The 17,834-nt window shown below is 66.6% G+C and carries 15 protein-coding genes; 10 read left to right on the top strand and 5 right to left on the bottom strand.

The genetic code is table 11. From position 1 onward, the window contains the following. The first annotated feature begins 2 nt into the window (after nt 1-2). Nucleotides 3-689 carry an ABC transporter ATP-binding protein gene (locus EDC25_RS03260; RefSeq protein ID WP_205985019.1) on the top strand — a complete coding sequence of 229 codons (687 nt, stop codon included), beginning with the start codon at nt 3-5 and terminating at the stop codon, nt 687-689. 15 nt (nt 690-704) lie between these two features. On the opposite strand, the gene EDC25_RS03265 is transcribed toward EDC25_RS03260, so the two are convergent. Then, nucleotides 705-1,604 (bottom strand): class I SAM-dependent methyltransferase, encoded by a 900-nt coding sequence (locus EDC25_RS03265; RefSeq protein ID WP_123522702.1) that lies wholly within the window; start codon nt 1,602-1,604, stop codon nt 705-707. A gap of 97 nt (nt 1,605-1,701) precedes the next feature. Between EDC25_RS03265 and EDC25_RS03270 the strand changes: the two genes are divergently transcribed. Together EDC25_RS03270 and EDC25_RS03275 are read left to right on the top strand one after the other, a co-directional pair. Beyond that, on the top strand, nt 1,702-5,592 hold the full coding sequence (locus EDC25_RS03270) for a glycosyltransferase (protein ID WP_132577228.1): 3,891 nt from the start codon (nt 1,702-1,704) through the stop codon (nt 5,590-5,592). A 93-nt stretch (nt 5,593-5,685) separates the two neighbouring features. After that, entirely contained in the window at nt 5,686-6,684 is a 999-nt protein-coding gene (locus EDC25_RS03275; protein WP_164484117.1) for a glycosyltransferase family 2 protein, read from the top strand. Between the two features lie 33 nt (nt 6,685-6,717). Here the strand turns inward: EDC25_RS03275 and EDC25_RS03280 are convergent, their stop codons facing one another. The 3 genes from EDC25_RS03280 to EDC25_RS03290 form a co-directional block, all read right to left on the bottom strand. Beyond that, nucleotides 6,718-9,414 (bottom strand): C25 family cysteine peptidase, encoded by a 2,697-nt coding sequence (locus EDC25_RS03280; protein ID WP_123522698.1) that lies wholly within the window; start codon nt 9,412-9,414, stop codon nt 6,718-6,720. A 79-nt stretch (nt 9,415-9,493) separates the two neighbouring features. Then, the gene (locus tag EDC25_RS03285) at nt 9,494-10,258 is read right to left on the bottom strand and encodes a M90 family metallopeptidase (protein WP_240639685.1); all 765 of its coding nucleotides are present in this window, start codon (nt 10,256-10,258) and stop codon (nt 9,494-9,496) included. Between the two features lie 71 nt (nt 10,259-10,329). Further along, nucleotides 10,330-10,548 (bottom strand): hypothetical protein, encoded by a 219-nt coding sequence (locus EDC25_RS03290; RefSeq protein ID WP_123522696.1) that lies wholly within the window; start codon nt 10,546-10,548, stop codon nt 10,330-10,332. A 294-nt stretch (nt 10,549-10,842) separates the two neighbouring features. Here EDC25_RS03290 and EDC25_RS03295 point away from each other — a divergent pair, with 294 nt between their 5' ends. The 7 genes from EDC25_RS03295 (at nt 10,843) to EDC25_RS03325 (ending at nt 17,161) form a co-directional block, all read left to right on the top strand. Next, the gene (locus EDC25_RS03295) at nt 10,843-11,826 is read left to right on the top strand and encodes a biotin--[acetyl-CoA-carboxylase] ligase (protein WP_164484116.1); all 984 of its coding nucleotides are present in this window, start codon (nt 10,843-10,845) and stop codon (nt 11,824-11,826) included. After that, entirely contained in the window at nt 11,823-12,623 is an 801-nt protein-coding gene (locus EDC25_RS03300; RefSeq protein ID WP_123522694.1) for a type III pantothenate kinase, read from the top strand. The genes EDC25_RS03295 and EDC25_RS03300 overlap by 4 nt, the downstream gene beginning before the upstream one ends. A 4-nt stretch (nt 12,624-12,627) precedes the next feature. After that, nucleotides 12,628-13,305 (top strand): SPOR domain-containing protein, encoded by a 678-nt coding sequence (locus EDC25_RS03305; RefSeq protein WP_123522693.1) that lies wholly within the window; start codon nt 12,628-12,630, stop codon nt 13,303-13,305. A 64-nt stretch (nt 13,306-13,369) separates the two neighbouring features. Further along, nucleotides 13,370-13,615, top strand: coding sequence for a type B 50S ribosomal protein L31 (locus EDC25_RS03310; protein WP_123522692.1), 246 nt, complete (start codon nt 13,370-13,372; stop codon nt 13,613-13,615). Nucleotides 13,616-13,894: 279 nt separating this feature from the next. After that, nucleotides 13,895-15,187, top strand: coding sequence for a citrate synthase (locus EDC25_RS03315; RefSeq protein WP_240639684.1), 1,293 nt, complete (start codon nt 13,895-13,897; stop codon nt 15,185-15,187). A gap of 220 nt (nt 15,188-15,407) precedes the next feature. Continuing rightward, complete coding sequence (locus tag EDC25_RS03320) at nt 15,408-15,710, top strand: hypothetical protein (RefSeq protein ID WP_123522690.1); 303 nt, start codon at nt 15,408-15,410, stop codon at nt 15,708-15,710. 2 nt (nt 15,711-15,712) lie between these two features. Further along, nucleotides 15,713-17,161, top strand: coding sequence for a PA domain-containing protein (locus EDC25_RS03325; protein WP_123522689.1), 1,449 nt, complete (start codon nt 15,713-15,715; stop codon nt 17,159-17,161). A gap of 51 nt (nt 17,162-17,212) precedes the next feature. On the opposite strand, the gene EDC25_RS03330 is transcribed toward EDC25_RS03325, so the two are convergent. Continuing rightward, nucleotides 17,213-17,812 carry a hypothetical protein gene (locus tag EDC25_RS03330; protein WP_132577230.1) on the bottom strand — a complete coding sequence of 200 codons (600 nt, stop codon included), beginning with the start codon at nt 17,810-17,812 and terminating at the stop codon, nt 17,213-17,215. Between the last annotated feature and the right edge of the window lie 22 nt (nt 17,813-17,834).

Raw genomic sequence — 17,834 nt, forward strand, 5'->3', positions numbered from 1 at the left:
CCGTGAGCGAAATACTGTTGCGCCTTGAAAACGTCGGCGTCGCCTATCACGGCGTTCGCCGCGTCGGCGCCGGCGCCTTCTGGGCCGTTGAAGACGTGAGCCTCGACCTTCGCGAGGGCGAGACGCTCGGGTTGATCGGTCGCAATGGCGCCGGCAAGAGCACGCTGCTGCGCGTCATCGCCGGCATCCTGCGGCCCGATCGCGGCCGCGTGGTGGTGAAGCGGCCGCTGCGGATCCAGATGCTGGCGTTGGGGCTGGGTTTCGTCCCGCACCTGTCCGGGCGTGACAATGCGCTCCTGAGCGGTATGCTCCTGGGCTTGCGCCGTCGCAAGATCGAGCGCTGCCTGCCGGCAATCCAGGACTATTCGGAACTGGGCGATTTCTTCGAGATGCCGCTGAGTACCTACTCCAGCGGCATGGTGATGCGTCTGGGCTTCGCGGTGGCGATGCAGTCGCAACCGGACGTCCTGCTCATCGACGAGGTGCTGGGCGTCGGCGATGCCGAATTCCTCAAGAAATCCGAAGGGGACCTGCGCCAGCGAATGCGCTCCGGCATGACCTGCGTGCTGGTGTCACACCAGGACTCGACGGTCGAGGAACTCGCTCACCGCGCCGCCTGGATCGAGCATGGCAAGCTGGTCATGCAGGATGACGTCGGCGCGGTGCTGTCGGCCTATCACGCCGCCTGATTGCGGTTTGACAAGTCAGATGGCCGCGAGGGCCAGCTCTTTCTGGATTTGGCGGGCAAGAGACCGGCGATCAACTTGGCTGGCAGCCGGCCCGGGTTTCAGCGACACATAGAACTCGCAGCCCACCGAATCAAAGAAACACGATTCGGCAAGGTCGATCAGGTCCAACTGTTGCAGCTCGTGGACGATCAGCCGGAAGCTGGACGGGGTGAACCGCCATGCATGGATGTCGATATATGGCGCGTCCGTCTGTTGTGCGAGCTGGAAGAAGTTGCGCGCCTCCTCCAACGAATGCAGGTGCCTGACGTCGCCCCGCGTTCCTGCAACCCAGGTGATCGCGCCATCAAGCGCGGACGCGGACGAGAAATAGTCGAACACCCACCCGGCGGGGTGTCGGGAGCGTTTTTCCAGATGTGCCTGGAGGGCGTCACCGGTAGAGCTCAGGGGGCGGAAATAGTCGAAGCAGTAACGCTTGTCCGGGATCGCCAGGGAAAGGGTCCCCGTTGGTTTCAACAACTTCCGGCATTCGCCCAGGAAGCCGACCAGATCCGGCACATGTTCAATCACGTGTGAAGCGATGATCCAGTCGTAGCGACCTTCCTGGCCGATCAGTTCGCTCAGGGGTTGGCCTTGCCAGACATAATCGACCTTTTCGATGGCGCTTGTGTCGACGCCGTGGCCGGTGTACTTGGCAACGAGTCCAGCCTGATCCATATGGTCAACCGTTTCGACGTTGAAACCCGCACGCTTGGGCGCAATCGGGTTGTAGCTGGGACCTATCTCGAGTCCCAAGCCGCGGCGATCGATGTGCGCGAAGATCCTGTCGTTGCGATTCATGGCGGACCGTGGTCGGAGATGAGTGAAATGGGCAAGGTGCCGGGGAAAAGCGGACGCGTACGGCGGTGATGCCGCCATCCGCTCCGGGCGCCCGTCCCTGTTAGCATACCCGATTGCGTTTGTGCCTCCTCGTCCGTGGCCGGCGCTTCATTGTGTTGTTCAACGGATTGCGCCCATGCTTCATCGTCAAGAAGGCTGCAGGCTCCTGCGCGGCAGGGGTATCGAAATCGGCGCACTGCACGCTGCGACGCCCCTGTCCCCCGCGTTGCATGTCGAATACTGCGATGCCATGGATGAGGAGACGGCACGGCAGCGGTTCCCCGAACTGGCCGGCGCGGCACTTGCGAAGCCCGATCACCTGGTCGATGTCGATCTGGCCGGCCTGGCTCCGTTCGCCCGGCACAGTCTCGATTTCGTCATTGCCAACATGGTTCTTGCCCACCTGGGCAATCCGCTGCGTCTGCTGGAGGAGATGGTGCGCGTCGTGAAGCCCGGCGGGCATATCGTCGTCTCGGCCGCCGACAAGCGCTTCACCCATGACCGGGACCGGCCCTCGACGTCCTTCGATGCACTGCTGCAGGCGCATGCCGAAGGCCGGTCTTCGCCGGAGGACCAGCTTTACGTCGACCTGCTTGAAGTGCTGGATGTCGGGCAACTGCGTGGGCCGGCGCGGCGGGTCGCGCAGGCTCTCGAACGCGTGCGCGAACGACGCGAAGCCGTACACGTCTGGGACAGCACGGACTTCCGGGCATTTCTGGAGCGCGCTTTCCAGCATTTCGGTGTCGCGGCGACCTGTGTGTACGAGCGTGTCGGAGACGAAACGGGCGTGGAGGATTTCTCTGTCTGGCGTATCGGTCCTGCTGTGTCGATGACCGGCGATCAGAACTGCGCCGCTTCCGGACCGGGCGCCACCGGGCCCGGTCCCGGTGCCGGGCACCCGCCCATCGAGCCGGCCGCAGGTTCAGTTGTGCCGTCCGGCGCGGCCGCCTCGCCTGCGCGCAAGGAGCCCCGCACCGCGCCCGGTGTCCTGCTGCTGGGCATGCACCGTTCCGGCACGTCGCTGGCCACGCGGTTGCTGGGCGATGCCGGCCTGTGGCTCGGCAGCGAGGATGATTTCCTGCCCGCACATCCGCAGGACAACCCGGATGGCTACTGGGAGCGCCGCGACGTCTACGAGGCCCAGGCAGATTTCCTCCGTGCGCTGGGTCGCGACTGGGACCGGCTCGCCGGCTATCCGGGCGATGCGTTCGACACCGTGGCCGCGCATGATCTGCGCGCCGCACTGCAGGCCATCGTCGGCAGGCTGCAGCCGCATTCGCCATGGCTGGTGAAGGATCCGCGACTGGGCCTCGTGTTGCCGGCCTGGCGCGACGCCGGGGCTGACTTCGTACCCGTGGTCGTCATCCGTCATCCACTGGAAATCGCCGGCTCGCTGGCCCGCTCGCCGCGCGGTGTCTATCCGACCGCCTATCTGCTGGCATTGTGGGAAAAATACCTGCGAAGGACGCTGGCGGGCCTTGATGGCCAGCCGGCGGTTTTCCTGGCCTACCGCCGCCTGATGGCCGATCCCGCCGCCGAACTTGCACGCGTCGTCGGGGCGCTGACCGCCGCAGGCCTCCGCGGACTGGCCGTGCCAGATCCGGGGAAGCTGGCGGAACGTATCAAGCCCGGGCTCTACCGGCAGCGCAGCGAAGGCGATCCGGACGGGTTGATGACGGCGGCGCAGCAGCGACTCTGGGCACAGGTCGAAGATGCTGCCCGTCAACCGGGAATGCAGGCCGTGCAGCCGGATGACCCTGAGCCGGACGGGATCCTGGCCCTGTTCCAGGATGCCTTCGACCAGCGCATCGCCATCGGGCGGCATCTGGCCACCGACGACAACGTCCGTGCCATTGCAGCGATCAATGCGGCAACGGCGGAGATGCGCGAGATGGTCCAACAACGGCTCGACAACGAGCGCCGGAACAACGAGGCGCTGCGCGAGCGCATTCGCGCCCTGGAGGACGGCGAGCACGATCTGCGTGAGCGCCTGGGTGCCGATCTGGAAACGCGGGCGAGATTGCAGCAGGAACTGGAACAGGCGCAGCTGGGCCTGCAGGCCGCCGATGCCCGCTGCGAGCAGGCGCATCGGAGCGTACAGGACATGCAGCGGTCGCTGTCGTGGCGCATTACCGCGCCACTGCGCTGGGTCGCGGGAAAGCTGCGCCTGCCGCGGATGTCGTGGCGGTTCGAGCAGCGCCTGTACAGGATGTACTACGGGTTCCCCGGCATCAGTTATCGCCGCAAGCGGCAGCTCATCCTCTGGCTGCATCGCCGCCTGCCGTTCCTCACCCGATCGACGCAGTCCTACACCCTGTTCAACCAGGGCGCCAGCCGTCCCAGCGACATCCCGCCGGTACCACGAATGGATGCCGCGCGTGCCGCAGAGGTGCTGAAGACGCTGGCGCGGCAGCCGGTGTTCTCGATCATCATGCCGGTCTACAACACCGACCCGCGCTGGCTGCACGATGCCATCGAGTCGCTGCGCAACCAGTATTACGGGAAGTGGGAGCTGTGCATCGTCGACGACTGCTCCAACAAACCCGAGACCCTGGAGTACCTGGCGCAGCTGGACGACCCCCGTATCCGCCAGCAGCGCATGGAGAGCAACGCCGGCATCGCCCGGACGACCAACGCGGCGCTGGCGTTGGCGACCGGCGAGTACATCGGACTCCTCGACCACGACGACGTCCTTACCCGCGACGCATTGCTTGAGAACGTCCTTGTTCTGCAGGATCCCCAGGTCGACCTCATCTATTCGGACGAGGACAAGATGGATGTCGACGGTGGTTGCCACGGCCCTGTCTACAAGCCCGACTATTCACCCGACTACCTGTTCTCCAACAACTATTTCTGCCACTTCACGGTGGTAGCCAGGAAGCTCGTCGACGAGGTGGGCGGCCTGCACTATGGCTATGACGGGGCGCAGGATTTCGATCTCGTGCTGCGATTGACCGAGCGGGCGCGCAAGGTCCACCACATTCCCAAGGTGTTGTACCACTGGCGCATGGTGCCCAGCTCGACGGCGGCGACGGCCGGCGCCAAGCCCTACACCTGGGAGGCCGGGCGGCGCGCGCTGACCGATGCGCTGACACGACGTGCCATTGCCGGTCGCGTCGACCTCGGCCCCTATCCGAATACCTACCACGTCCGCCGGGACATCCTCGGGAAGCCGCGGGTCAGCATCGTCGTGCCCTTCCGCGATGAGCCCGCCCTCCTGCGGCAGTGCGTCGGGTCGATCCTCGAGCGCAGCACCTGGCAGGATTTCGAGCTGGTACTGGTCGACAACCAGAGCCGCTTGCCGGAGACCGCCGCCCTCCTTGTCGAGCTGCAGCAGCGTGACGCGCGAGTCAGGGCGTTGCGCTATGACCGGCCGTTCAACTACTCGGCGCTGCACAACTGGGTGGTGCCGCAGCTCAAGGGTGACCTGCTGCTGCTGCTCAACAACGACACGCAGGTCATCAGCAACGACTGGATCGAGTCACTGGTCGAGCACGCGCAGCGCCCGGAGGTTGGCGTCGTCGGTTGTCGTCTGCTGTATCCGGACGAGACGGTGCAGCATGGCGGCGTCATCATCGGCATCGGCTCCTTCGCCGGCCATGCGCACCACCTGATTCCCGCCGACCATCCCGGCTACATGGCGAAGCCGCACCTGCTGCAGAACGTCAGCGCCGTGACCTTCGCCTGCGCGATGATGCGCATGTCCCTGTACCGCGAGCTGGGTGGGCTGGACGAAAAGAACCTCGGCGTGGCCTACAACGACGTCGATTTCTGCCTGCGTGCGATGGAGAAGGGTTACCTCAACGTGTACACGCCGCATGCGGAGCTGTACCACCACGAGTCCAAGACCCGTGGCAGCGAGAATGACGAGGCGAAAAAGGCCCGGTTCGAGGCCGAGACAGGCTACATGCGGCGCCGTCATCGGGCGCTCCTGGAGCGTGGCGACCCGTTCTACAACATCAATTTCCGGAGCGATGGCAACAGTTACGAGGTCGATCCGGGCTATACCGCCACGCTGCCGGTCTAGGAACATGCATGGCCCGTACAGCGGCACGACGATGGGCCGGGCATCGGCCGGATGCGCCCCAGCGTTCGCGGGTCGGTATGGCAGGACGGTCTGATGCTCGCGGTCCTGATCGTGCATTTCGGCGAGGCATCGGTGACGGCCGAGGCGATCTCGTCCGTCCTGCCACAACTGCCCGACGACGCGCGGCTGCTGCTGCTGGACAATGCGAGCGGCACCTGGACGCCGCCGCTGGCGGACAGTCGGGTGGAACTGGTCGCCAGTGCCCGGAACCTGGGTTTCGCCGGTGGCATGAACCGGCTGATCGACCACGCGCTGCAGGATCCCGCCGTCGACACGGTGCTGCTTCTTAACAACGATGTGCGCGCCGGCCCGGGGCTGGTCGATGCGCTGCTCGCTTTGCGCACGACCCGGGCCGATGCGGACATGGTGGCGACCCGGATGCTGCGCGCGGACAGGCCGACACAGATCGACAGCCTCGGCATCACGCTCTACCGCTCGGGCCTGGCCTCCAACCGGAAGCACCCCGAGGAGCGCCTGCTCGGTCCGACCGGCGGCTGCATGCTGTTGAGCCGGCGCCTGCTTGAAGACCTGGACGCCCAGCAGGGGTACTGGTTCGATGAACGTTTCTTCTGTTACGCCGAAGACACCGACCTGGTGATGCGCGCGCGCTGGCTGGGCTATGGCTGCGCCTTCGCCGAGGACGTATACGCACTGCATCATGGCTCGCTGTCCAGTGGTGGACCCGACAACGAGTTCGTCCTGTATCACGGCATCCGCAACTCGATCTGGGCGCTGGTACGCAATGCGCCTGCGGTCTGGCTGGTGGTCTTCTCGCCCTGGCTGCTGGTGGCACACGCGGGAATCTGGGCGCGCAACCTGAGAAAGGGGCGCGCGGGCACCCTCTGGCGCCTTTACCGGGATGCGCTGCGGGGGCTGCCGGCGATGTGGCGGGACCGCCGGATCATCCGGCGAAGCCGACGGATCCGGGCACGCGCGTGGTGGAGCTGGGTGGAACCGCGCCTCTACGAACGCGATTTCCTGCGACGGGCGTGGCAGGAGTTGTGGCGGCGGGGCCGCCGTTCCGGCCCCTGATCGATTTGCCCTGCCGTCACCACCGCTGGGGCGTCAGTGCGCCGAATCCAGACCGCTGTAGGTGATCACGTCAGCCTCGTCGACCGAGCTGCGGTCGCGGGGCGTTGGCGGCGGCAGGGCGGCGAGGCGCGTCCGCTCCGCTTCCGCCTCGGCCTCGCGGCGCGCCGCTTCCGCCAGGGCAACCAGGTCGAGGCGTCCGATGCCGTCGCTCCGGCTGGCGTAGTCGGCCAGGTGGACACGGATTTCGGTCGCGGTCGTTGCCTCGGCGGGTGCTTCGACGCGTGCAGTGCGTCCGCGCATCTCAAGTTGGCGCTGGGCCAGCAGCTGCCCGTCCTGATCCATCCATTGCACGGTCGCGCGTCCGTTGACGGCCTGCTCGGTGGCGAGTTCCAGGCTGCTTCGGCCGCCCCGTTCCTGGACCCGCAGCTGCAGCGGCAGGCTGGGACGCTTGAGGACAACAGCGGGATCGCCAAGAAGGTTGTACGTTTCAACCAGCGTGCGTTGCCACTGGTTGGGAATGGCATGCTTCGCCCGCATCAGCGCTTCACCGATCGTGGCCCCCGGGACCATCAGCTCCCTGACTGCTGCGTCGCTGAATGCGGGCGCAGGCGAATTGCGCCATGACGCGGCAAACACCGCGATTGCACCCTTGCCGGGTTCGCGCAGGAATCGCTCCCCGATCGAATCGGCACTGGGATGGTCGAAGGGTGCCGAATAGCAGGTCATCGAGAGCACCATCGGCAGGCGGTCGCCGTTGTTGAGCTGCGCGACATGATCCAGCGTGAACAGGTCGTGGTTGCGGGTCAGGTCGGGCGGGCCGGTACGCCAGATGTAACGGCCGCCGTGGCCGATGAAGTGCACCAGCAGCTGGCCTTCGTTGATGGCCTCGTTGAGCGCATTGATCTGCGGTTCGTTGTCCTGGGCATCGGCGTCGGCGTACACGCGCTGCGACAGGAAACCCTCGTTGACGAGTGAGTCGGCGAGACGCGTGCTCTCGCTCTGGAAATGGGGCGTCGTGTCGGTAGTGAACAATGTGTTCATCCGCCAGTCGCCGAAATCGACGCGGGTGGCGTAACGGATCGTCTTGGCGACGATCGCCTCGACTTCTTCCGGCTCGACGACCGGGAACCGGCCGAGCGCGAGATCCGGCAGCCAGTCGTCACCATCAACAGCGACGAAATAGTTGTCCGCCGCCGAGTGGCCTTCCTCGGACGGGTACTGCCAGGTCGGGATCAGGTTGCGGCGCGCCGCCAGCTTGTCGGTGCCCTCGTACATCCCGCCGGGAATCGTGCCGAACTGGCCGGGAATCAGCAGCTCCATGTTCGCCCACTTCGCGTAACGGGCGTCTTCGGCACGATCCGAGCGGATGTCGAAACTGGCGTCGCCGACCAGCAGCACGAAGCGCGGCCGCGGGGCTGGCCAGTGGTGGTAGGCGTGGGCGACGAAATCGCGGATCGCGCGGGGATGGACGATGCCGTGGTTGAACTGGTCGTACAGGTGGGTGACATCCACTTCAGCCACGCGCAGGCCCTGGCTGCGATGGTGTTCGGCCAGCGGACGGGCGGCCTGCTGCAGGCTCGGATGCGAGACGAGCAGGTAGTCGTAACCCTGGTCGACGTTGTGCCAGTCCGAGGCCGGCAACGTGCGGATGGCGGCGATTTCACGGTAATGACCATCGGGAACCGGCTGGTATTCACCCGGCGCCAGCGCCGGGAGGTGCCAGTGGCCGTTCCGCTTTTCGGCCAGATGGCGACTGCCGTCCTTGCCGTACAGCGCCAGTTCCCGCGGTTCTCCGGCAACAGCCACGGCGACCGACCCGCCACCCTGGACAGTCAGGGGCAGCAGGGCATGGGAAAGGTTCGTGTCCAGCGGGTAGTCGACGTCGACGAAATCGAACATCACCACGTCGACCAGTGCATCGGCCGTTTCCGACCGGCGTTGCGGAACGCGGAGTTCCAGCGTGTTTCCGGTGGCGGCGAGCGTGTGCGCCGGAAGTGACAGACGGGTGCGGAACTCGTTACGGCTCTCGAACTCGACGGTCGTCACCAGGGCATCATTGACGCGGATTTCGACGACGTGATCGGCAGGCTTCTGCGAGCCGCGCACGGCGCGGACTTCGGACAGGCCACGAAAGCCCAGCTCGATATCCACGGTGCCGCCACCCGTGGACAGATCGGGCAGGTCGAACTGGCTGCGGAACGGTTCGGGATCGATCTGGGTCAGCTTGCTCCAGAACCACAGGTCCGGTTCCTCGCCCGGCTGGATCCAGCGGTTGTTGAGCCGGATCTGCAGGTTTTCCTCTTCCAGATGCAGGCTGCGACGCAGGGCAGCCATCGCACCAGTCGACGCCGCAGGGCTGGCAGGCGGCAGCGCTGCACTGCCGTCGAAGTCGAGCCTGTACACATTGTTGACGGCGTAGGTGTCGAACCAGCTCTGCGGGCCGGACAGCCGGACGGCGTGGAAGCTCACACTGTCGCCCGGGCCGAAGCGGCCGTCACCGCCGTCATGGACGTGGATGGCGCGGGGTTCGCCGCGGGTGCTGAGGCGCAGGAGACCGCTGTCGATCTCGCCCATCTCGGGCACGACCGCGGCAATCTGCTCGTAGCTCAGGCGGTAAGCCCCCGTGTCCGGAATCTCGACCAGCACGCTGGCAGGGGCGGCGATCGCTTCCGGGATGGCCAGCAGGCCGGCCAGTGCCAGGCACAGGCCGGTCGGTTGGGTTGGACTCACTCTCACCTTGCATCTCCTCACACGCGTGACCCGTGATTCTAGCCGTTCAAGCCCATTGCCCTGATCAGCAACTGAACCGTCAGCGGTCGACACCCTCACGTTCCGGCAGGACGAGTTCGAAGCCGTAGAACGCGCGAAGTTCCGCGTGCAGGGCCGGGTGCCCCGCGGCAAGCAGGTCCGGCGCGGAGAAAAAGGTCTCGCTGGCAACTGCGAAGAACTCGTCCGGTGCCTCCGCCGCGTAGGGGTCCATCACGGTCTCTTCGCCGGCATCCACCGCCTTGCAGAAGCGCCGGTATTCATCACTGAATATCGCCTGCCAGCGCAGTGCGGTCGCCCGGTCCGGCAACGGCGGCACGCCGTCGCAGGCGCCGTCCAGCATGTCCAGCTTGTGGGCGACCTCGTGCGCGACGAGATTGAAACCGTCGTAGGGCGCGTCCAGGTCGGCGAGGATGTCCTCCAGCGAGAGGATCAGTGGACCCTGGTGCCAGGCCTCGCCTGCAAGCCAGTCCTCGTCCTCGGTGACGACGCCGGTGTCATCGTCGTGCCAGCTGCGTCGTACGCGGAACTGACCCTGGTAGACGATCACCTGCGACCAGCCGCGAAGCCAGTCATAGCCCAGCCGGGTGACCGGAAGGCAGGCGAGGATGGCGATCCGCAGGCGGTCGTCGTCGTCCAGTTCCAGATCGTGGCTGCCGGTGATGCACTTGTCGCGGAGGAAGCGTGCACTCAGCGCGCGCAGGCTGTCGAGGAGGCCCGGTGGCAGCCTGTCGAGCCAGCGGATGTCGGCGCAGGCGTCGAACCAGGCCTCATCGGAGATGACAGGCGGCTCCGACCGCCGTTTCAACCAGCCCAACATGGCTGGCAGTGTGCCGCAGGCGGCGTCCGGGCGCGAGCGGCGCCGGACGCCGGGCCGTATTACCGCATGCTTCCCGGCAGGAGCGTACGCCAGCTCATGGTGGTCCGCGGTTGCGCCACCACCACGGTGGCGGGCGTGAGGTCGGCGGTGCGGAGCACGATATCCCTGTCCGCGACGACTTCGCTTCCGGAAAGGCGCGGCGTCGTGGTCAGCGCGGCGACGGTCAGGCCGAGGCCGAGCACTATGGCGATGACAAAACGGACGGCGAGCAGGTTCATGTCTTTACTCCAGGGGTTCGCGCTACATCGAATGCAAACGTCGTGCCAAAGCTTTGCTGGCGCATAGGTCACTGAATTGATTGAGATGATCGATCTTGACGGCTGTCCGCGAAGTGGTCGAGTCGTCCCATGCCGGACAGTCCGCACGGACAGTGCCGATGGCGTGGGCAAAGGCCTCTGTGTCCGGGTTCTTCGTTAGGATGTGCGGGCCACGGCCACCGTTGCGGCCGGGACGGACGAATGCGGCAGGACGCTGTGAGAGAACGACTGGACGAATCCAACGCCGCGCGTCCCGTGGATGGCAGCGCGCGCGGTTGGCCCGCGGAGGCCGAGGCGATGCTTTTCGCACTGTCTGAGGGCGAGGGCATCAGCCTCGCCTCGGCGCGCGAGCGCGCCGGCGGTGCCCGCGAACTCGACGCGCTCCGGCAGGACTGGGATGCGCTGGGCCTTCCCATCCGGGAGCGGGCGGCGCAACTGGTCTGGGTGGCGGACATCCTGGGGCTGAGTGCCGACCGGATCGCCGGTCATCTGTCGGCCCTTGACGTTTCCTGTGCCGTCCGGGTGGAGGCGCTGACGGATTCCACCAACGCGCAGCTGCTGGCCGATGCGGCAGCCGGAGCGGTGGCGGCACCCAGCGCGCTGTTGTGCGAATGCCAGCGCGCCGGACGCGGGCGCCGGCAGCGGGTCTGGCAGGGCCGGTTCGGCGAGTCGATCCTGATGTCCGTGCTCCTCCACTGCGCGCGCCCGCTGGCGGAGCTGCCCGGGGTGGCCATCGTCGCCGGGCTGGCCGTCCATCGCGCGTTGTCGGAGCTGGGCGCCGGGGGCCTGGCGGTCAAGTGGCCGAATGACCTACTGCTGCACGACGCGAAACTGGCCGGGATCCTGGTCGAGAGCACCGGGCGTGCCGGCCAGCTCGTGGTCGGCATCGGCATGAACTGGTCGGGTGCGGCGGACCTGTCGGCCCGGCTGGGGCGCCCGGTGGCGGCCCTGAAGCCGGCGTTGCCGGACGGTGTCGATCGCAACCGGGTTGCCGCCGCACTGTTGGCAGCGCTGGTCAAAGACGTACAGCGCTTTGCGGACGACGGCCTCAGGCCGTTCCTGCCGGCGTTCGCCCGGCACGATGCACTTGCGGGCCGTACCGTACGGGTCATGACCGCCGACGCGATGTCCCGCTATGGCACGGCCTGCGGCCTGGCGCCGGATGGCGGTCTCAAGGTCGATCACGGTGGCACCCGGGCCGTGTATCACAGTGCCGACGTCAGCGTGGTCCTCGCATGACCGTCGATCCCGATTGCCTGCCCGGCGCCAGGGCTCCCCGGCTGCTGATCGACCTCGGCAACACCCGACTGAAGTGGGTATTGGCGTCCGGGCGGGAATTCACTGCGCCACCAGGGGCAATGCCATTCGACCTTGGGCGTCTGCCCTGGGACGTTTGGTGCTCGGCGGCGCCGGCCGAGGTCGTCATTGCATCGGTGGCACCGGACCCGGCGCGCGATGCGCTTCTCGATGCACTGGCCACTTGGCTTCGTGTTCCCGTGCGCAGTGCACGCGTCGAGGCCGAATGGCAGGGGCTATGGTGCGCTTACCGGAATCCGGAAAAGCTGGGCATTGACCGCTGGCTGGCGGTCATCGCCGCCCATGATGCCGATCCGGCCAGCGCGGCACTGCTGGTCAGTGCCGGCACCGCGTTGACGGTCGATCGCCTCGACCCAGGGGGCCGGCATCGCGGTGGCGTGATCGCGCCCGGCCTGGCGGCAATGCGTGCCGGACTGGTCGCCGCGGCCCCCGGCCTGGCTGTGCATGGTCCGGGCGAAGCCGGCGGCAGCATGGCCACCAACAGTGCCGACGCCATCGCAAGCGGCTGCCTGCAGGCGGCCCTCGGACTGATACGGCACGCAGTCCAGGACATGCTGGATGAAGGGCTTTCGCCTTCGGTGTGGTTGTCCGGCGGCGATGCCCCGCTGCTGGCGCCACATCTGGCGTATGACCTGCGCCTGCGGCCTGCGCTGGTGCTTGAGGGTCTGGCGATCTGGGCCTATCGTTCCGCGAAGACCCCATCGCCTGACGTAGACTAGGCCCATGCTCTCGCGCGCTTTGTTCGTCATCCTGCTGGCCATGAACCTGGCGACCGCCATGTGGTTGTGGCTGGCGCCGAGCACGGCGGCCTCGCGGCCGGCCACCAGCGATCCCGGTGTCGCGGCCCTGGTCCTGCTCGGGGAGAGCATGGCCAGCCTCGGCGATGCCAGCGCCGAACTGGCTTCCGCGCCTGAACCGGTTCAGACCGCGGTGGCCTCGACAGGCTTCTCCTGCGTCGAGATCGGTCCCTTCCAGACCCAGTCCGACCTGCGCCAGGCCGAGTCGGCGCTGGTCGCGATCGGCCAGACGCTCGGCAGTCGCGAAAGCGTCGAGCGCCGCTTCCGTGGCTACTGGGTGTTCCTGCCGGCATCGGCCAGCCGCGACCGGGCGTTGACCACGGCCCGGGAACTGGCGGCGGCGGGCGTCCGTGACTACTACGTGGTCACCGCCGGCGACCAGGAAAACACCATTTCACTCGGGCTGTTCCGCGACCGTGGCAATGCCGAGCGCCGCCAGGGCGAGATGCGCAGCCGCGGCTACCAGGCCGACATGAGCGAGCGGGTCGAGGAACAGCGCGTGTACTGGCTCAAGCTGGCACAGCCGCCCGAACCGGCCGCCGACTGGCGGACGCTGGTCTCGACCGCCGACCTGCAGGCCAACCCGGTCGCCTGCGGCGGCTGATCACTTGCAGCGGGGCGGCAGAACAGGCTATGCTTGCATGCTTGATTCTGCGCAAGGCCTTGCCATGAAGCCCAACATCCACCCCAATTACCGCGAAGTCGTCTTCCAGGACGCCAACGCCGAATTCGCGTTCCTGACGCGTTCCACCATCCAGACCAAGGACACGATCACCTGGGAAGATGGCAAGGAATATCCGCTGGTGAAGGTCGAAATCTCGTCCAAGTCGCATCCGTTCTATACGGGCAAGCACAAGGCCGTGGACACCGGCGGTCGCGTCGACAAGTTCCGCCGCCGCTACGCCGGCAAGTAAGCGCAGGACGCTGTTGGCGATGCCCCCCGCCGGGGGTGTCGCGGCCAACGTTCACAGCGACCCGGGCGCCCTGATGGGCGACTCGGGTCGTCGCGTTTTGGCCACGGACAAGCAGTCGCCGGCGCCCCGTGCGCTCGCGTATGCGATAATGCCGCGATGCAATATGTCGGTCGCGCCGTCCGGTGTGCCCGTCCTCGAAAACTCCCCGCCGCCTGCATTCCCGCCGCTCCCGAAGCCGCAAGAGTGCCTGCCGGTGCATCGAATTCGCTGGAGGTCCTCGTGTCTGAATCCAACGTCGTCCTGACTGACAAGCAAACCGGAAAGTCCTCCGAGCTGCCGTTGCTCCGTGGCTCGATGGGCCCGGCCGCCATCGATATCGGCAAGCTGTACCGCGACACCGGTCATTTCACCTACGACCAGGGCTTCGTCGCCACCGCAAGCTGTAAGAGCGCCATCACCTATATCGATGGTGATGAAGGCGTGCTGCTCTACCGCGGCTACCCGATCGAACAGCTGGCCAAGCACTCGAACTTCCTGGAAGTCGCGCACCTGCTGATCAATGGCGAGCTGCCGACTGCCGATGAATTCAAGGCCTTCGAGCACGAGGTCACGCATCACACGATGATGCACGAGTCGCTGAAGACCTTCATGCAGGGCTTCCATTACGACGCCCATCCGATGGCGATGCTCTGCGGCGTCATCGGTTCGCTGGCGGCGTTCTATCACGACAAGCTGGATATCGACGATCCTGAGCACCGTCGCCTGGCGGCCATCCGCCTGATCGCGAAGATGCCGACGATCGCCGCGGCCGCCTATCGCTATTCGATCGGCTGGCCGATCCGCTTCCCGCGCAACAACCTGGATTACTGCCACCGCTTCCTGCACATGATGTTCGAAGTGCCGAGCGAGCCGCTGGACCTGCCGCCGGTCGCCGCCAAGGCGCTGGACCTGCTGTTCATTCTGCACGCCGACCATGAGCAGAATGCTTCGACGTCGACGGTCCGCCTGGTCGGTTCGACCGGGGCCAATCCGTACGCCTGCATCGCCGCCGGCATCGCCGCGCTTTGGGGGCCGGCACACGGTGGCGCCAACGAGGCCGTGCTGACGATGCTGCAGGAAATCGGCGACGCGAAGAACGTCGCCCAGGCGGTCGAGCGTGCCAAGGACAAGGATTCCGGCTTCCGGCTGATGGGCTTCGGCCATCGCGTGTACAAGAACTTCGATCCGCGCGCGACGATCATCCGCGAGATGTGCCACAAGGTGCTCAACGAGCTGGGTGTCAGCGATCCGCTGCTGGACATCGCCATGGAGCTCGAGCAGGTGGCACTGAAGGACGAATACTTCGTGCAGCGCAAGCTCTATCCGAACGTCGATTTCTACTCCGGCATCATCTACAAGGCGCTGGGTATCCCGACTTCGATGTTCACGGTCATGTTCGCGATCGCCCGGACCGCCGGCTGGGTCGCGCACTGGCTCGAGCAGAGTGCCGATCCGACCGTGAAGATCGGTCGTCCGCGCCAGGTCTACACCGGCCCGGTGAGCCGCGACTACGTGTCGATCGACAAGCGCTGAGTCGTTGATCGACACGGGCTGCCTGCACGCGGCCCGACATGGAAAGCCCACGCCTGTGCGTGGGCTTTCTGCTTTCCGGATCGCCAGCGACCCCGCGGCGGATGAATCGGTCGCGTGTGGCCGCCTGCAACAGGCCGGGAATGCTGGGGTAGTATCCAGCCAAGCGCTGTCGGGTTCGCTCGGCTGTGGAACGCGGAACACACGGAGGTCATGTATGCGGATGGTCGGTCTCGCTCTTTCCGGCGCGCTGGCACTGGTGGCGGGCAACCCTGTGGCAGTGGCGGATGAAGGCTTCGCCGGCGTACGGGTCGAGTACGCACCGAAGCGAAGCGACGCCGATCCCATGGCGGTGGGCGCCGTGACCGAAAAACGGATGCCCGACGGTACGGTCGTGGCGGCCCTCAACGGCAACGCGATGGCGCCCATCCAGGCACTCGTCCGCGACGGGCGACTGCTCACGTCCTGTGGCGAGGTGGCCGATCGCTTCGATTTCCGCGCCCGCCGCCGCAGCGAGGAGCAGTGACCATGGCGCGGTTTTACTTGCTGCTCGCTGCAATGCTCGTCGCGACGCCCGTGCCGGCGGCCGAGATGGTGATTGTCAACACCAATGCCGGCGGAGCCGGACTGAATGATCCGTCGCCGGCAAGACCCGAGGCGGGCGTCAACGGCGGCACGACGCTGGGTGCCCAGCGTTTGCGCGTGCTGCAACGCGCCGCGGAAATCTGGGCCGCTGCGCTGGATTCCCCGGTCCCGATCCGGATCGAGGCGCGGATGGTCGAATTGCCCTGCAGCCCAGCCAGCAACATCCTTGGCCAGGGCGGGCCTCTCTACATGGCCTGGAACTTCTCCAACGCGCCCCGTCGCGATACCGCCTATCCGATCGCGCTCGCCAACGCGCTGGCGCGTCGTGACCTGGACAATGGGGCCGACATCCGGATCGACCTGAATATCTCAGTCGACAACGGCTGCATGGACGGCACCGTTGGATGGTGGTACGGGCTGGATCCGGCAGACCCGGGTCCGGCCGACCGCTACCCGCTCCTGCCGGTCGTCCTGCACGAGATCGCACACGGTCTCGGCTTCCTCTCGAGCGTGAACCCGGGCACGGGCGAGTACTACGTTTCAATGCCTACCCTCTGGTCCAACTATCTCTATGACCAGCAGGCCGGCAAGCACTGGCGCAACATGACGGCAGCAGAACGCGCCGCATCGGCGCGCAACGACCCCTATCTCGTCTGGACAGGCGACAACGTCAACCGGCAACTGTCGAACTGGCTGCTGGGCATCCTGCGTCTGGACATTGAAGGTGTGCGTGGCGGCGAGCGCCGGCTGAGCGTTGCCACCGCCGAATTCGGCGGCAGCATTCCGTCGTCAGGTGGCCCCGCGGCAGCCGTCGTCACCGTGAATGACGGCATCGCCGCTGCCGGCGATCCGCCGGGCACTTTCACGGATGGTTGCGAATATCCGTTCCTGAACGGCAACAGGCTCCAGGGCCGGATCGCGCTGGTCGACCGCGGCAGTTGCACTTTCGTGGAAAAGGCCCGCAATGCTCAGGAACAGGGTGCAGTGGCGCTGCTCGTTGCCAACAATGTCGAAGGCACGCCGCCGACCATGGGGGGCGTGGCCAGCGACATCACCATTCCGGTTCTGGGCATCACCCGCGAGGAAGGGGCGCGCCTGAAGCGCTCGCCAGCCGGCGTAGCGAGTGCGCAACCCAGCCGCGACGAAACCCTGAGCGGGACCCGGGCCGGCTGCATGCGGATGTACGCGCCGGCCAGCATTTCCAGCGGCTCGTCGGTCACGCACTTCCACAGCGAGGCGACGCCGTCGCTGCTGATGGAACCGGGCGTCAGTCCCGGGCTGGGCGACCAGCTGGATATGACGCTGGACCTGCTTCGCGACCTCGGTTGGGTGATACGTGCAGGCGGTCCACCGGCTACGGCGAACGATTGTGCGCAACGACCACTGCCCTGAGGGGCAGGCGCCGAGCGTTCCGGCCAGGTCGAGGCCCTTGCCTGGCGTCTTTCACGTCGCGCCAACGAGACGGCGGACCTGCTCCAGTGTGCCCCGCTTCATCGGTCGGCCGCTGATGCGGTCGATCGGCGACAGGTGGCGGTTTCTTTCCGGCAGCAGCACCAGACTCATCGCGATGCCGTCGGCACTGAAGCCGTAGGCTGGAACGCGGGTCTCGGTGTCGACGTCGAGACGGATCCTGTGCTGGCCGCGGCTGGCCGGAACCCCGCGCTCCGACAGCCACAGCACGACCTGGTCAGGATCGTCGGCGTGCAGGTGGATTTCGACAATGCTCCCGGGGCCGGCGTGGCCGTCCAGCACGGGGCCGACCAGCCGGGGATCGAACAGCGACAGCGCCTCCATCGCTTCGATCGCGGCCCGGCGCAGCCGCTCCAGCTTCGCCACCTGGCCAGCGGGCCCGAACAGCGCCAGGTGCGCTGACAGGGCGGCGTCGATTTCGTTGCGACCAGGCAGGGCGCGCGGGTCGGTGATGCCCAGCTCGCGCGCCACCTCGGCGCGCACCCGTGCGGGGTCGTCCCGGCAGCCGTATTCGGTGAGCCGGCGGGCGACCTCGGCGGCGATGCGCTGGCGTTCCCGGAGTCTCGAATCCATGACGGAGGCGACCGGCGCGGCC

This window comes from Pseudofulvimonas gallinarii (assembly GCF_004343305.1).
In the GTDB taxonomy this organism is placed as follows: domain Bacteria; phylum Pseudomonadota; class Gammaproteobacteria; order Xanthomonadales; family UBA2363; genus Pseudofulvimonas; species Pseudofulvimonas gallinarii.